The sequence below is a fragment of the Mesorhizobium sp. YM1C-6-2 genome, from assembly GCF_003666685.1.
Classification (GTDB): domain Bacteria; phylum Pseudomonadota; class Alphaproteobacteria; order Rhizobiales; family Rhizobiaceae; genus Mesorhizobium_K.
In genome coordinates this window covers 184,047-198,513 of sequence record NZ_RCIZ01000003.1, presented here as the reverse complement: position 1 = coordinate 198,513, position 14,467 = coordinate 184,047, and the positions used below count along the sequence as shown (strand labels likewise).

15 protein-coding genes are annotated in these 14,467 nt (G+C 65.7%); 7 read left to right on the top strand and 8 right to left on the bottom strand.

Features of this window, described 5'->3' with window-relative positions:
* Window position 1: 1 nt before the first annotated feature.
* Window positions 2-1,570 (bottom strand): NAD(P)/FAD-dependent oxidoreductase, encoded by a 1,569-nt coding sequence (locus D8676_RS09610; protein WP_121580656.1) that lies wholly within the window; start codon window positions 1,568-1,570, stop codon window positions 2-4.
* On the bottom strand, window positions 1,557-3,176 hold the full coding sequence (locus D8676_RS09605) for an NAD(P)/FAD-dependent oxidoreductase (protein WP_121581069.1): 1,620 nt from the start codon (window positions 3,174-3,176) through the stop codon (window positions 1,557-1,559). Before D8676_RS09605 ends, D8676_RS09610 begins: the two co-directional genes overlap by 14 nt.
* A 181-nt stretch (window positions 3,177-3,357) precedes the next feature.
* Here D8676_RS09605 and D8676_RS09600 point away from each other — a divergent pair, with 181 nt between their 5' ends.
* The 6 genes from D8676_RS09600 to gnd all read left to right on the top strand — a co-directional run bounded on the left by D8676_RS09600 (window position 3,358) and on the right by gnd (window position 9,952).
* Window positions 3,358-4,149, top strand: a complete 792-nt coding sequence (locus tag D8676_RS09600) for a methyltransferase domain-containing protein (protein ID WP_121580655.1) — start codon at window positions 3,358-3,360, stop codon at window positions 4,147-4,149.
* A gap of 105 nt (window positions 4,150-4,254) precedes the next feature.
* Complete coding sequence (betI, locus tag D8676_RS09595; RefSeq protein ID WP_121580654.1) at window positions 4,255-4,938, top strand: transcriptional regulator BetI; 684 nt, start codon at window positions 4,255-4,257, stop codon at window positions 4,936-4,938.
* A gap of 24 nt (window positions 4,939-4,962) precedes the next feature.
* On the top strand, window positions 4,963-6,042 hold the full coding sequence (locus D8676_RS09590) for an extracellular solute-binding protein (protein ID WP_121580653.1): 1,080 nt from the start codon (window positions 4,963-4,965) through the stop codon (window positions 6,040-6,042).
* A 25-nt stretch (window positions 6,043-6,067) separates the two neighbouring features.
* On the top strand, window positions 6,068-7,345 hold the full coding sequence (locus D8676_RS09585) for a flavin monoamine oxidase family protein (RefSeq protein ID WP_121580652.1): 1,278 nt from the start codon (window positions 6,068-6,070) through the stop codon (window positions 7,343-7,345).
* Window positions 7,346-7,445: 100 nt separating this feature from the next.
* On the top strand, window positions 7,446-8,870 hold the full coding sequence (locus D8676_RS09580; RefSeq protein WP_183097045.1) for a sugar porter family MFS transporter: 1,425 nt from the start codon (window positions 7,446-7,448) through the stop codon (window positions 8,868-8,870).
* Between the two features lie 77 nt (window positions 8,871-8,947).
* On the top strand, window positions 8,948-9,952 hold the full coding sequence (gene gnd / locus D8676_RS09575; protein ID WP_121580650.1) for a phosphogluconate dehydrogenase (NAD(+)-dependent, decarboxylating): 1,005 nt from the start codon (window positions 8,948-8,950) through the stop codon (window positions 9,950-9,952).
* Between the two features lie 34 nt (window positions 9,953-9,986).
* Here gnd and D8676_RS09570 read toward each other — a convergent pair whose 3' ends face one another.
* From D8676_RS09570 to D8676_RS09545, 6 genes are all read right to left on the bottom strand, one after another.
* The gene (locus tag D8676_RS09570) at window positions 9,987-10,727 is read right to left on the bottom strand and encodes a hypothetical protein (RefSeq protein WP_245426690.1); all 741 of its coding nucleotides are present in this window, start codon (window positions 10,725-10,727) and stop codon (window positions 9,987-9,989) included.
* Window positions 10,702-11,217: a DUF488 domain-containing protein gene (locus tag D8676_RS09565; RefSeq protein ID WP_121580649.1), complete on the bottom strand. Its 516-nt coding sequence runs from the start codon at window positions 11,215-11,217 to the stop codon at window positions 10,702-10,704. The genes D8676_RS09570 and D8676_RS09565 overlap by 26 nt, the downstream gene beginning before the upstream one ends.
* Before the next feature lie 82 nt (window positions 11,218-11,299).
* Window positions 11,300-11,716 carry a GFA family protein gene (locus D8676_RS09560; RefSeq protein ID WP_121580648.1) on the bottom strand — a complete coding sequence of 139 codons (417 nt, stop codon included), beginning with the start codon at window positions 11,714-11,716 and terminating at the stop codon, window positions 11,300-11,302.
* Between the two features lie 116 nt (window positions 11,717-11,832).
* Window positions 11,833-12,552, bottom strand: a complete 720-nt coding sequence (locus D8676_RS09555) for a thioredoxin family protein (RefSeq protein WP_121580647.1) — start codon at window positions 12,550-12,552, stop codon at window positions 11,833-11,835.
* Window positions 12,553-12,622: 70 nt separating this feature from the next.
* Window positions 12,623-13,105, bottom strand: coding sequence for an SRPBCC domain-containing protein (locus tag D8676_RS09550; protein ID WP_121580646.1), 483 nt, complete (start codon window positions 13,103-13,105; stop codon window positions 12,623-12,625).
* Window positions 13,102-13,461 (bottom strand): metalloregulator ArsR/SmtB family transcription factor, encoded by a 360-nt coding sequence (locus D8676_RS09545; protein WP_121580645.1) that lies wholly within the window; start codon window positions 13,459-13,461, stop codon window positions 13,102-13,104. The genes D8676_RS09550 and D8676_RS09545 overlap by 4 nt, the downstream gene beginning before the upstream one ends.
* 188 nt (window positions 13,462-13,649) lie before the next feature.
* On the opposite strand from D8676_RS09545, the gene D8676_RS09540 reads away from it, so the two are divergent.
* Window positions 13,650-14,453 carry a transporter gene (locus D8676_RS09540; RefSeq protein WP_121580644.1) on the top strand — a complete coding sequence of 268 codons (804 nt, stop codon included), beginning with the start codon at window positions 13,650-13,652 and terminating at the stop codon, window positions 14,451-14,453.
* The last annotated feature ends 14 nt before the right edge of the window (window positions 14,454-14,467 follow it).

Genomic DNA, 14,467 nt, shown 5'->3' with positions numbered 1-14,467 from the left:
CTTAGCGCTCCAGCGCCATGATCCGCCGGGCGGCGTTCAGGCCCGGCGCGCCCGAGATGCCGCCGCCGGGATGCGAGCCGGCGCCGCAGAGATAGAGCCCGTCGACCGGCGTTGCATAACCCTCGGTGCCGAAGGCCGGACGCGACATCAGCATCTGGTCCGCCTGCAATTCGCCGTGGTGCCAGTGGCCGCCTGGCATGCGGTAGCGCTCCTCGATATCGGCAGGGGTCAGAAGCTCGACATGGCGCGTCAGCCTGCCGATGCCGGGCGCATGGCGCTCCAGCAAGTCCATGATGGCCTTGAAGAATTTTGGCTTTCCGATCTCCCAGCCTTCCTTCAACCGATAGGGCGCGTACTGGATGACGGCCGACAGGACGCAGGCGCCGTCGGGCGCGAGCGACGGGTCGGCGAGGCTCGGAAGCGTGATCTCGAGCACCGGTTCGGGCGAGAACTCCCCGTATTTGCAGGGGTTGAAGGCGCGCTCGACATGGTCGACCGAAGGGGCGATGACGAGGCGGCCGCAATGGGCGTCGGCATCGAGGTCGGAGAACCTGGGGGCACGATCGAGCGCGAGATGCAGCTTCGCCGCATCCCCCTGATTTCTAATGTTTTTTATCTTGCGCACGAAGCCGGTGTCGAGCTCTCGCGAGCCTACCATGTCGAGGAAGGTCGTGGATGGATCGGCAGCCGACACGATCACTGCACCAGTAATTTCCTCTGTGTTTTCAAGCACTACGCCAATGGCCCGGCCATTCTCGACCCGGATTTTGTTCACAAGCGCGCCGGTGCGCAGGATTACGCCCGCTTTTGCGGCGGAAGCGGCCATCGCGGCGACGACTGTGCCCATTCCGCCCTTCGGCACGAGCTGCGCGCCCGGTTGACCGCCGACCTCGCCGGCAAGCCGGTAGTAGAGACCGAGCAGGGAGGTCGGCGAACGCGGGCCGAGATGGCTGCCGAGCACCGCGTCGAAGGCGACCAGCCCCTTCAGCCGGTCGTCGGTCAACTGCTCGTCGAGCAGGTCGGCGACGTTCATCAGGATCACCCGCAGGAAGTCGCGCATGTCCTCCTTGCCGAGCTTCTTGAGCGCCAGAGCCGTCTGGCCGAGCGCAAGGGTCTCCGACAGCGAGTTGCCGCCCCTGAGGTCGGGCGGCCGGCGGGACAGGAACGGCTTCAATATGCCGGCGTAGCGGAAGAGCTGCGCGCGCAGTTCCCTCCAGGCCACCTGCTCGGATGAGGAGGCTCCGACAAGGTCTTCGCCATACGCGCCGGTGAGCGCGAGAGGACCATCCTTAGCCGACAAAGAAAAGGATGGAATCTGCTCCGGCAGGACGAAGTTCAGCCCGTGCTTTTCCAGATCCAAGCCCGTCACGACGTCCGGATGGAGCCGGTTCAGCAGATGGGCGACGGAGGATACCCGGAAACCCGGCGCGAATTCTTCGGTGCGCGCTGCGCCGCCGAGCTCGGAGCCGGCTTCCAGCAGCAGCACCTTGCGGCCGGATTTCGCCAGCAGCGTCGCGCAGACGAGCCCGTTGTGGCCGCCGCCGATGACGACAACATCAAATGACGTCATGGGCGGGGCTCATGTGTCGGGTCGGCTTCGAGAGGTCGCGCAGGATCTCGGCGGCGGCGTTGCGGCCCGGCGCCCCCATGACGCCGCCGCCCGGATGGGTGGACGAGCCGCACATATAGAGGCCGCCGACCGGCGAGCGGTACTGCGCGTAGCCGGGCACCGGCCGGTTGAAGAGAAGCTGGTCGAAGGTGAGCTCGCCCTGGAAGATGTTGCCTTCGGTCAGGCCGACCTCGGCTTCCAGCTCGCGCGGCGTGCGCACCTCCATGTGCACGATGCGGTCGCGGAAGCCCGGCGAGTAGTCGGCGATCTGCGCAATGACGGTCTCGGCGAAGGCGTCGCGGTCGGCGTCGGTCCAGTCCCGCCCCTCGACCTTGGGCGGGCAGTACTGCACGAAGCAGCTCATGAAGTGTTTGCCCGGCGGCGTCATCGTCGGGTCGAGCGTGGTCGGGATCATCATGTCGAGGAAGGGGTCGGCGGACCAGCGCCCGGCCTTCCAGTCGTCATAGGCGCGTTCCATGCGCTCGACGGAATCGGTGAAATGCATGTCGCCGCGATAGCAGGGCGAGTCCTTCGGCAAGGCGGGGAATTCGGGCAGCGAGTCCAGCGCGATGTTGACCTTGCCGGACGAGCCCCTGATCTTGAAGTTCCTGACACGGCGCAGGAAGATGTCCGGCAGCTCCTTCTCCTCGACGAGCTTCAGGAAGGTGCGCTTCACGTCGGCGTTGGAGACGACCAGCTTGCCGAAGATTTCTTCGCCATTGGCAAGCACGACGCCCGTGGCCTTGCCGTCCCTGACCAGCACCTTGTCGACCTCCGCGCCGGTACGGATCGTGCCGCCCGAGGCCTGGAAGCTTGCCGACAGCGCTTTGGTGATCGCGCCCATGCCGCCGCGCGCATAACCCCAGGCGCCGACCGAGCCGTCGACCTCGCCCATATAATGATGGAGGAGCACATAGGCGGTGCCGGGCGACATCGGCCCGAGCGCGGTCCCGATGATGCCGGAGATCGAGAAATTCGCCTTGATGACGTCGGTCTCGAAATATTCGTCGAGGAAGTCCGAGATCGACATCGTCCAGAAGCGCAGCGTCTCGGCCATCTGGCTGGGGCCGAGGTCCCAGATTTTTTTCGCCAGATACATCAGCTCGCCGACATCGCGCGGCCGCAAACTCGTCGGGTCCGGCGCGGTGCGCATCAGGAGCGGCTGGATGAAGCGGCACTGCCGCGTCACGTCGCGCGCATAGCGGTCATAGGCCTCGGCGTCGCGCTTCGAGAAACGCGCGAACTCGCGGCGGTGCGCATCATGGTCGCGGTAGTTGGCGAGATAGTCGCCGTCGCGGGTGAACACCGCGCCGCCCTCATAGGCGATGACCTGAAGGCCGAAGCGCGGCAGCTCGAGGTCGCGCATGATCTCCGGCCGGAACAGCGAGCAGACGTAGGAGCAGTTGGAATAGAGGAAGCCGGGCGCCAGCTCGCGGCTGGTCGCCGCGCCGCCCACCCAGTCGTTCTTCTCGACCACCAGGACGTCGAGGCCCGCTCGCTGCAGGTAGCAGGCGTTGACGAGCCCGTTATGGCCGCCGCCGACGACGATCGCGTCCCAGGTTTTCACATCGGCCCTCATCTGCCGGCGCCGAATTGCCGGACATGCGAAAAATCTGCCATGCGGAATCCATATTTGTCCAGCCATATTGAATGAATGTTCAACAAACATGGTTGCAATCTGCGCAGGCTGGGTTAGGCTTTGCGGGCTGGTTGGCGGCCCTGGAGGCCGGGCATTTGGGAAACGATCGATGATCGAGACGGCGAACGCCGCGCCCGAATATGACGACGAGGCCATACGCTTCCTGGAAGCGCTGTGGGGCGACGGCTATCTGTCGCCGGGCGGGCCTGACGAAGTGGACCGCGTGCTCGAAGGCCTGTCGCTCGCGGATAAGACGATCCTCGACGTCGGCTGCGGCTCGGGCGGCATCACGCTGCATCTCGTCGACAGGCACGGCGCCGCCCACGCGATGGGCTTCGACGTCGAGCTGCCGGTGGTCGAGGCGGCAAGGCTGCGCGCCGCCAAGCGCGGGCTGTCGGCCCGCGTCACCTTCGTGCAGGCGCCGCCGGGAGCCCTGCCCTTCGCCGACCGCAGCTTCGACATGGTGTTCTCCAAGGACGCGCTGCTGCACGTGCCCGACAAGGACGCGCTGTTTGCCGAAATCTTCCGCGTGCTGAAGCCCGGAGGGGTTTTCGCCGCGTCCAACTGGATGATCTCGCATGACGGCGAGCCGTCGCAGGAGATGAAGGACTATATCGCGGCCGAGGGCCTGTCCTTCGCCATGGCCTCGCCGGGCCGCTACGCGCAGGCGATGCGCCGCGCCGGCTTCGCCGACGTCGTCACGCGCGACCGCAACCCCTGGTACCGCGAGGTCGCGCGCAGGGAACTCGATCAGCTCAAGGGGCCTCTATACGACAAGGTCGCAGCCGCCGTCGGCACCGCCTATGTGGACAAGAACATACGCACCTGGGAGGCCATGCAGAAGGTGCTTGACTCGGGCGAGCACCGGCCCACTCATCTTCGCGGCTGGAAGCCGGGTTAGCAAGGATAGAAGCCGCAAGATGCACTCACCAACACCAACGCCGTCATCCTCTGAACGGACTTGGCCGGAAGACCGGAGGGGCGCGCGTCGGGGCGCGGTCCCGGCATGAACGTGGAAGCCCTCAAGCCGCCGGCCGCCGAACCGGAAAAGCGCGGACGAAAGGCCTCCAAGGAGACGCGGCGCCAGCAGTTGATCGAGGCAACGATCGATTCGCTCGCCAGGCGCGGCTACTCCGAGACGACGATGGCCGACGTCGCCGACGGCGCCGGCCTCTCGCGCGGCATCGTCAATTTCCATTTCGAGAGCAAGGAAAAGCTGCTCGTCGCCACGCTGCAATACATGGCCGACGAATATGCGGCGCACTGGCGTTCTGCGCTGCAGAAGGCGGGCGACGACCCGGCGCGGCAACTGGACACGCTGGTGGCGGCCGACTTCGACCGCTCGATCTGCAACAAGCGCAAGCTCGCCGCCTGGTGCGCCTTCTGGGGCGAGGCGAAATCGCGGCCCACCTACCAGGCGCTCTGCGGCGCGCGCGACCGCGCCTACCAGAACGTGTTCATCGATCTCTGCCGCAAGCTCAAGGAGGACGGCGGCTACGACTTTGACCCGGTGGCCACCGCGCTCGGGCTTTCGGCCATGCTCGAAGGCCTGTGGCTGCGGCTGATGATGGGCACCGAGGAGGTGACGCGGGAAACGGCGCACCAGGCCGCCTGCGAATGCCTGGCTTCGGCGTTTCCGAAGCATTTTTCGCGCGACGGCCAGCGCGCAGGAAAGGCCGCAACGGAATGAAACGAAAATAAAGGGGAACTGGACATGAAGACAGCAAAGCGTATCGGCATCGGCGTCGCCCTGGCGGCAGCACTGCTCGGCTCGACGGCGCTGGTCGCCACCGCAGAGGACGGCGAACTCGTCATCTTCGACTGGTCTGGCTACGAGGCGCCCGAATTCCATCCCGGCTATGTAGAGAAGCACGGCCAGTCGCCGACCTTCACCTTCTTCGGCGACGAGGACGAGGCTTTCGAGAAGATGCGCTCGGGCTTCAAGACCGATCTCGCGCATCCCTGCTCGCAGAGCGTGGTGAAATGGCGCGAGGCGGGGCTGCTGCAGCCGCTCGATACCTCGAAGATCGACGGCTGGAAGGACATGAACCCCGGCATCATGGGCATGAAGGACCTGGCGACCACGGCCGACGGCACCGCCTGGTTCATGCCCTGGGACTGGGGCAACACGCTGCTCACCTACAACTCCGAAAAAGTCTCGGCCGACGACATCAAGTCGCTGAAGTCGCTCGCCGATCCGAAGTTCAAGGACCGCGTCTCGATCGGCGACAATGTCGACGACGCCTACGCGCTGGCCTCGCTCGTCATCGGGCTGAAGGACTGGACGCAGATGACCGACGAGCAGTTCAAGCAGGCCTCCGACTTCCTGCGCGAAGTGCACAAGAACGTGCGGCTCTACTGGACCGACACGACCGAGATCGTGCAGGCGCTGTCTGGCGGCGAGGTCGACATCGCCTGGGCCTGGAACGACGCCGCGGTGCAGTCGGCGCTGGCCGGCGCGCCGATCAAGAACACGCGCGACACGGCGGAAGGCCAGTCGACCTGGGTGTGCGGCTATGTGCGCCTCAAGGATGCGCCGGGCAGCGCTGACAAGGCCTATGACTTCCTCAACGCGATCAATGCGCCGGAGGTGGCGAGCTTCCTGCTGACCGACTGGGGCTATGGCCACGCCGACGCCAAGTCGATGGCGACGGTCGATCCCGCCGCGGTCGCCGAGGCGGGTTATGCCGATGTCGACAAGTTCGTCGACAAGACGCTGTTCCAGTCGCCGGTGCCGGCCGATCTGAAGCAGAAGATGATCGACGAGTTCGAGAAGATCAAAGCCGGCTACTGAGCCCACGGCGCCGGAGGCCGGCCGCATGACCGAGGTCGTCGTGGTCGGCGCCGGCTTCTGCGGGCTTGCCGCAGCCACCGCGCTCGGCGAGGCGGGCGTCGAGGTCACCGTGCTGGAGGCGCGCGACCGCGTCGGCGGGCGGGTCGAGGCGCGGGCGAACGGGCTCGGCGAGACGGTCGACACCGGCGGCCAGTTCATCTGCGACGACATGCCGGAGGTGATGGCGCTGGCCCGGCACCACGGCAAGACGCTGGTGAGAAGCGATTTCGACGGCGACCATGTCGCGCAGCCGGCGATGACGCGCCAGGATGCCGAGCGCGCCTACGATGGCTCGGCGGCTTTGCGCGAGCGCATGAACCAGCTGTCGCCCGACGATCCGCGGCTCGCCGGCATGAGCGTCGCCGCATGGCTGGCGGCGCAGGACGAGCCGGCCGACGTGAAGGCGGCGTTCCGTTCGATGATCGAGGGACTCTGGTGCCTCGATCTCGGCAGCCTGCCGATCTGGCACCTGATCGACAATGACCGCCGCATCACCAACGAGGTCGGCGAGTTGCAGTACCAGCTTGCCGAGACCATGCATTCGCTGGCCGGCGACCTCGCCCGCGGCCTCGGCGGGCGGGTGCGGCTGGCGGCGCCGGTGACGCGCATCGAGCGCGGTCCGGACGCGGTGCGCGTAGTGACGGAGCGCGAAACGATCACGGCGGACGCAGTGCTGGTCGCCGTGCCGCCGGTGATGGCCTCGCGCATCGCCTATGTGCCGGCCTTGCCGCCTGCGCTGGCGGGCGCGCTCCGTGCCTGGCGAAGCGGCACGGTGATCAAGGTGCTGGTGCGCTACGATCGCGCCTTCTGGCGTGACCGAGGCCGGAGCGGCATGGTGATGTGGCGCGAGCCGCCCGGCCTCTTCGCTTTCGACGCAAGCAGGGATGCGGCGCATCCGCAGCTTGCCTTCTTCATCGGCGGGCCGCTGGCGACCGAATGGGGCAAGCGCGGCGAGACGGCTCTGCGCGCGGAGATAGAGGCAAGGCTGGTGGCGGCGCTCGGCCCCGAGGCTGGCGGAATGAGCGACCTGACGATCCGCGACTGGACCGGCGACCGCTGGTCGGGCGGCGCCTACAGCGACCTCGTGGTGGACATGCGGGCGCGCCACGCCGAGGACGCGCTGCGGGTCGGCGCGCCGCCGCTCTTCTTCGCCTCGTCGGAGCTGTCGCCGTCTTTCCCCGGCTATATCGAAGGGGCGATCGTGGCCGGCAGGCAGGCCGCGACTGAGATCGTCGCATCGCTCGGCGGCAGGCTGCGCGGCTGAGGCAGACACGCCCGGCGGAATGGACAAGCGCCGCCCGGCGTGGCACGAAAACAGCGGACCGCGCCAGGCGCGCGGTACGCATGCGACGGGGGGAAGACCCATGTCGGTGACGCAGCCGTCGATCAACGTGCCGAGGCCGCAAAGCGGGACACTGAGCGGACCGCTGCTGGTCGTGCTAGCCGTGGTCGTCGTGGCCGGGCTGCTGTTCGGCTACGACCAGGGCGTGATTTCCGGCGCGCTTGGCGGCATCAGGCAGCATTTCAGCCTGAGCGCTTTGCTCACCGAGGTGGTGACGAGCTGGGTGACGCTCGGCGCGCTGATCGGCTCACTCGCCGGCGGTTATCTCGCCGACCGCCACGGGCGCAGGCGCGCCGTGCTGATCGCCGGCTTGCTGTTCATCCTCGGTGCGTTTCTGCAGGCCTTCGCGCCAAGCGTCGTCATTCTTGTCGCCGGGCGGCTGGTGGTCGGCTTCGGCGTCGGCGTGGCGGCCGTGGCGGCACCCCTATACGGCTCGGAACTGGCGCCGGCCTCGCATCGCGGCCGCTTCGTCTCCGCCTACCAACTGGCGATCACCATCGGCATCTTCCTCGCCTATCTGGTCGACTCCGCGCTCGCCGCGAACGATTCCTGGCGATGGATGCTCGGCGTCTCGGTGGTGCCCGGCATCCTGCTCGTGCTGGTCGGCGCGATCGGCGTTGAATCGCCACGCTGGCTGGTCAAGGCCGGGCGGCGCGACGAGGCGCGGGCGGTGCTCGCCAGGGTGGCGCCGGAGGCCGATGCGGCGGCGCGGCTCGCATCGATCGAGCACACGCTGGGCGAGGAGGCGGGCAGCGCCTCGTGGCGCGACGTCTTCGATCCCAGATGGCGGCGGCCGCTGGCGATCGCGCTCGGCCTCGCCGTCTTCCAGCAGATCACCGGCATCAACGCGATCATCTATTACGCCAACCAGATCTTTGCCTCTGCCGGCTTTGCCACACCCGAGGCGCAGACCATGGCGACCACCTGGGCGGTCGGCGGCGTCAACGTCGCCGCGACCTTCATCGCCATCGCCTTCATCGACAGGCTCGGCCGGCGGCCGCTGCTGCTCGCCGGGCTGATCGGCATGGGGCTGGCGCTCGCGGTGGTCGGCATCGCCTTCCTGTCGATCGACACCCAGTTGGCGGGGGGCGGACCGACGACGGCAGGCATCGTGACCTTGATCGCGCTCGTCGTCTTCATCGTCTCCTTCGCCTTCTCGCTCGGCCCGGTCGTATGGACCGTCATCAACGAGATCTTCCCGGGACAGGTGCGCGGCCGCGCCGTGGCGGTGGCGACTGCCGTCAACTGGGGCTCGGCCTTCCTCGTCAGCCAGTTCTTCCTGACGCTGATCGAGGCGATCGGCACGTCGGCGACCTTCTGGCTGCTTGCCTTCTTCTGCCTCGCGGGCTGGCTCTGGATCTGGCGCGCCGTGCCGGAGACCAAGGGCCGGTCGCTGGAGGAGATCGAAAGGAGCTGGACAGGGCAGGCGGCGCCGGCGCTGGCGTAAGCACCGGCGGATTGTCAAACGGCTGAAGTTCCTGTCGGATAAGCTGTGACGACAGAGGCAAGGAAAGGTCGCGAAAAATGCAGCTTGGCATGATGGGACTGGGCAGGATGGGCGCCAACATGGTGCGCCGCCTGCTGCGCGACAAGCACGACTGCGTCGTCCACGACATCAACGCGGCCGCCATCGCCGACCTCGTCAAGGAAGGCGCGATCGGCGCGGCCTCGCTGGAGGAGTTCGTCGAGAAACTCGCCAGGCCGCGCGCGGTCTGGCTGATGCTGCCCGCCGCCATCACCAGCAAGGTGGTGCGCCAGGTGGCGGAACTTCTGGAACCCGGCGACATCATCATAGACGGTGGTAACTCCAACTACCGCGACGCCGTCGACCTCGGCGCGGAGCTGGCCGGGCGCGGCATCGGCTTCATCGACGTCGGCACGTCAGGTGGCATATGGGGCTTCGAGCGCGGCTACTGCCTGATGATCGGCGGGCCGACCGAGGCCGTGCAGCATCTCGACCCGATCTTCGCCTCGCTCGCCCCCGGGGCCGATGCGGAAGCGGCGCCTCCGGCGGACGCGGGGACCGCGCCGCGCGGCTATCTCCACTGCGGGCCGAGTGGGGCGGGCCACTTCGTCAAAATGGTCCACAACGGCATCGAATACGGGCTGATGGCCGCCTATGCCGAGGGCTTCAACATCCTGCAGGCGGCCGACGCCGGCAAGAAGAAGCGTGCGGCCGACGCCGAGACGACGCCGCTCGCTGAGCCGCAATACTACCAGTTCGACATCGACCTGCCGGCGGTCGCCGAAGTGTGGCGGCACGGCTCGGTGATCGGCTCCTGGCTGCTCGACCTGACGGCCGCCGCGCTGAAGGACGATCCCGACCTCAAGGATTTCGGCGGCCGCGTGTCGGATTCGGGCGAAGGCCGCTGGACTCTGAAAGCCGCGATCGACACCGGCGTGCCGGCGCCGGTGCTGTCATCGGCGCTGTTCGACCGCTTCTCGTCGCGCGGCGAATCCGAATTCGCCGACAAGCTCCTGTCGGCGATGCGGCATGCGTTCGGCGGGCATCAGGAGAAGAAGGGGTGAGCGGAGGCTAAGACTCACTGAACCAGGAGACTCGTTAAAACAGACTTGCCTGAGCCTTTTCTGTTTCGGAGAGTTCGTTCAATCTGATCACCCCAAGCAACTGCCAGACGTGCGGTCGTTTAGCCTGATTGCCGACGGCGAAAACCATTCCTTTGGCTCGGTATTCAACGTTGAATGTGTGTTCCATCCACTCAAGAACTTCCGCCTCGCTCTGCCCACGTCTCCGCCCATTGTAGAACATCGCATGGGCTTCCCAATCACCATTCGTGTAGATGTGTGGATGCTCGGCGTCGCTGAACTGAAACTTAAATTTGTAGGGGGTTGGGTCGAGCGCTTCGAGTGCGTTGTCAAGCAGCGATCCCTGGCGGGCCGCGCGAACATACGCGGCCTTCTCCTCCGCGAGTTCCACAGGAGATTTACGCTTGTAGAAGAAGCGGGGCTCGCGAGGTCGGATGAGCCCGAGCGACTGGCGTCGACGTTCGATCTCAGCCACAGAAGGAAGCACGAGCGGATCGAGAAAGCGCGACTGTTCCTTGGAGGGCATCGCGCCGACAATCTCGATGCTATCCTCCTCAACGTTGCAACTTTCGGCGCGCTTGTCGCGCATTGGCGGTCGAAACCGGAATCGAATAGTTTGCCAGCGACCGAATGATGTATCGCCGGCGAGATGACGAAACCTGATCGGGTATAAACGTTTCCAGTGGCCATCTGGTGTGATGCCGGCGCAGCAGACCGTTTCGCCATACTTCTTACTGGGCTGCGGCAGCGCCTTCACGAGAATCGTGACCCGGCAGTCTGTGGGCGTTACGTGCATAGCGCGCCGGGTCGTCGCCGTAGAGGTTCAGCGCCTCGAAGCCGAACGCAGTCATCTCTTCTGCGACGATGGCTCTGTGACAGGTCACAGGATCGCGCTCGAAGCACAGCAGGCATGTTGGCTTTTCCCCCGCCACATCCAGCAGTTCTTGGAGGGACACCTGCGCGCCCTCTGAATCAAGGTGCTTCGAGTAGATAGCACGAAACTTTTTGTATTGTCCCGCCCGTGCGGCATCTCTCCCAGGTTTCGGGTCACCTAAATTTACAAAGTGTACGTAATCGATGCCTTCGGCTCTGAGCCTCTCTGCTAGACTCTTCTTCGAGAAGCCTTTCTTCCGGGACAGTGCAACGGCACGAACGTCTGCAATGCGCTTGATACCGACGACCCGGAGAGTTGCGACAAATCGGTCAATGTCCGTGCCTTCATATCCGATGGTGTAGATGGTGGTCATGATCGCTCCGGGCTGTTCGTGTACGGAATACTCTCATTCGGGACTTGCGTCAGCCCTTCGCGCAAAGATGCGCCCTCATCCCTCACCCCAGCGGCGGCATCCTGTCGAACGCCGGCAGCGCCGGGTCGACCTTGTCCCAGGGCTGCGCGGCGGCGACCCAGGTGACCATCTGCGGCCGGTAGCGCTCGGGTTCGTCGAGGCTCGCCGGCTTGACGATGAAAATGTCCGGCGCATCGGAAAAGGTCATGTAGACGGGCGAGCCGCAGACCGGGCAGAAGGCGCGGCGCTTCCTGGTGCCGCCGTCGCCCACCATGTCCCATGTCGTCGCCTTGCCTTCGATCGTCACTTCGGCGGCCTGGAACGTCACATGTGAGGCATGGCCGCTGCCGCTCTCGTGCTGGCACTGTCGGCACTGGCAGTCGAGCATCACGATCGGCTCGCCTGTGATCTCGTAACGAATGGCGCCGCAGGCGCAGCCGCCGGTATAAGGTTTTGTCATTTTTCTCTCCTGTGCAGGACATGGGGAGGCGATACGGGCCCGGCCGCGCCGGGTCCGCCAACGATGTTATTGTCGGGAACTTCTGCAACGCCGCCGCGAGGCGGCGGCCGGCACCGTCAGCAGCAGCCCCTGCGCAGCGCCGTCTCGACGTGCTTGTAGCTGTCGTTCCAGTTCCACCAGCTGTAAGGCTCGGTTTGCGGATAGCCTTCCGGCGAATCCTCCCAATCCTCCTGGCGGCCGAGCGGCGTGATGTCGAGATAGTTCCAGGTGCCGCCCATCTGTTCGTCACCGCGATTGTCGATGAAGTAGGTGAGGAAGACGCGGCCGTCGTCGTCACGGTAGAACACATTCGTGCCGTGCCACAGGTCGACACCAAAATCCTTGTCGAAGTCGTCGGTGATGGTGACCCACGGCATTTCCCAGCCCATGCGCTTCTTCAGCTGCGCGATCCTGGCCTGCGGCGCCCTGCTGGCGAAGACCAGCGTGGTGTCGCGAGCGTTGAGGTGAGCAACCTTGGCCACCTGATCGGCAACCATGGAGCAGCCCTTGCACCCGTGGTCCGGCCAGCCTTCGACATCCGGTTCGTAGAAGGCGCGGTAGACGATCAACTGGCGTCGGCCGTCGAAAAGGTCGGCGAGCGACTTCCTGCCGTCGGGCGTATCGAACGCATAATCCTTTTCCACGGCCATCCACGGCATGCGCCGACGCTCGGCCGCCAGCGCGTCGCGAGCGCGTGTATGAGCCTTCTCCTTAACCAGCATGCGCTCGCGGGCGGCTTGCCATTCCTGCGGCGACACGACCGGCGGCTTCTTCATGTTCTCGCTCAGGTTCTGCATGGCTGATCTCCTGTTCGCTTTTTCTGTGGATGGGCATCAAGCTAGGGCGCGATCCCCGCCCCGGCGACCGTCAGTGCGCCTTTCCTGACGGGCCGAGTTCGGCGGCTGTCGCGTCGAGCCTGCGCACGACCGTCTTCCAGCCGTCGCTCATGTTCCGGTAAGCGGTCTCGTTCCTGGGCAGGACGAAACCGGAATGGACGACGCGCACGCGGGTGCCGTTGGAGACGCGGGCGAGCGTCCAGGTGACGACCGTTTCGAGTTTCGATCCGTAGCCGACATTCGCCTCGTCGCCGCCCTTCCAGGAATAGACGAGACGTTCGTTCGGCACGACCTCAAGCACCTCGCAGCGGATGGTGCCGTCCCACGCACCGGCGGGCGTTGTCTTGTAGGTGAAGCGGTTGCCCACCACCGGCTCGAAGCCGTGCGCTTCCATCAGCCAGCGGGCGATGAGCTCGCCGGTCGTCAGCGCCTTCCAGATCGTCTCCGGCGCATGCGGGAACAGTTCATCGACGACGATGTCGTCGGTGGCGGGCTTCAATGCGGCGCGGGTCATCGGGTGGGGTCCTTGCGGGGAGCGTGTGGAGGATCGATTTCCTCGAGCAGGGCGCGCAGGCTGTCGAAACGCTCGCGCCAGAAGACGGCGTAGTGGTTCATCCAGTCCGCCAGTGGAGCAAGGCCGCCCGGCGCGGCCCGGTAGAAGACATTGCGCCCTTCCGGGCGCTCGGCGACGAGACCTGCCTGCCTGAGCTGCTTGAGGTGCTGCGAGACGGCGCCCTGCGTGACGCCGCTGCCGCGCGTCAGTTCCACGACCGTGATCTCCTCGGAGCCGGCGATCCGCTCGTAGACGGCGCGCCGGGTCGGATCGGCGAGCGCGCGCATGACGGCGTTGATGGTCTCGGCTTCGGTCATGCCAATTCAATAGTGCATACTAATCGATAAGTCAACACTAATTGGAATTGCAGCCAGCATACGTTCACGCGACCCTTTCCGGACAGGGGCGCCTGGTGTTTTGGATAAAGGAGGGAAGACGGTGCGGGAGGGATTGATGCCCGGAATCTTTCGAGTAATCTCGCGGTTTACTTGGAGGGATTAAGAAAATGCGGCTCCTCTGTTCTATGCTGGTCGTCGGCCTTGGCCTCAGCCCGGCGGCCGTTTTCGCTCAGGACGACAGCGCCGATCTCGCCAAGAAACTGTCCAATCCCGTGGCGGCGATGATCAGCGTTCCCCTCCAGTTCAACTATGACGAAGGGTACGGACCGAATGACGGCGAAAGGCTCACGCTGAACATCCAACCAGTCATTCCGATTTCGCTCAACGACGAATGGAACGTCATTTCGCGCACCATCCTGCCCGTCATCTGGCAGAACGACATCGCCGGCGATTCCGGCGAGCAGACCGGCCTCGGCGACATCACCCAGAGCCTGTTCTTCTCGCCCAAGCATCCCGGGCCGTCCGGCATCATCTGGGGCGTCGGGCCGGCCTTCCTGGTGCCGACCGGAACCGACGATTTGCTCGGCACCGGCAAATGGGGCGCCGGGCCGACCGCCGTCGTGCTCAAGCAGATGGGCGGCTGGACGGTCGGCGGGCTGGCCAACCACATCTGGTCCTTCGCCGGCGACGACGACCGCACCGACGTCAATTCGACCTTCCTGCAGCCATTCATTTCCTACACGACGCACAACGCCTGGACCTTCGGCGTCAATACGGAAAGCACCTACAACTGGGAAACGGAGGAGTGGTCGGTGCCGATCAACTTTACCGTGGCGAAGCTGGTCAAGTTCGACCAGCAGCCGGTCAGCTTCACGGCCGGCGTCCGCTACTGGGCCGAGAGCCCCGAAAGCGGCCCTGACGGCGTCGGGTTCCGCGGCGTGGTGACGTTCCTCTTCCCGACGGGGAAATAAGCCGGGCGTCCCGC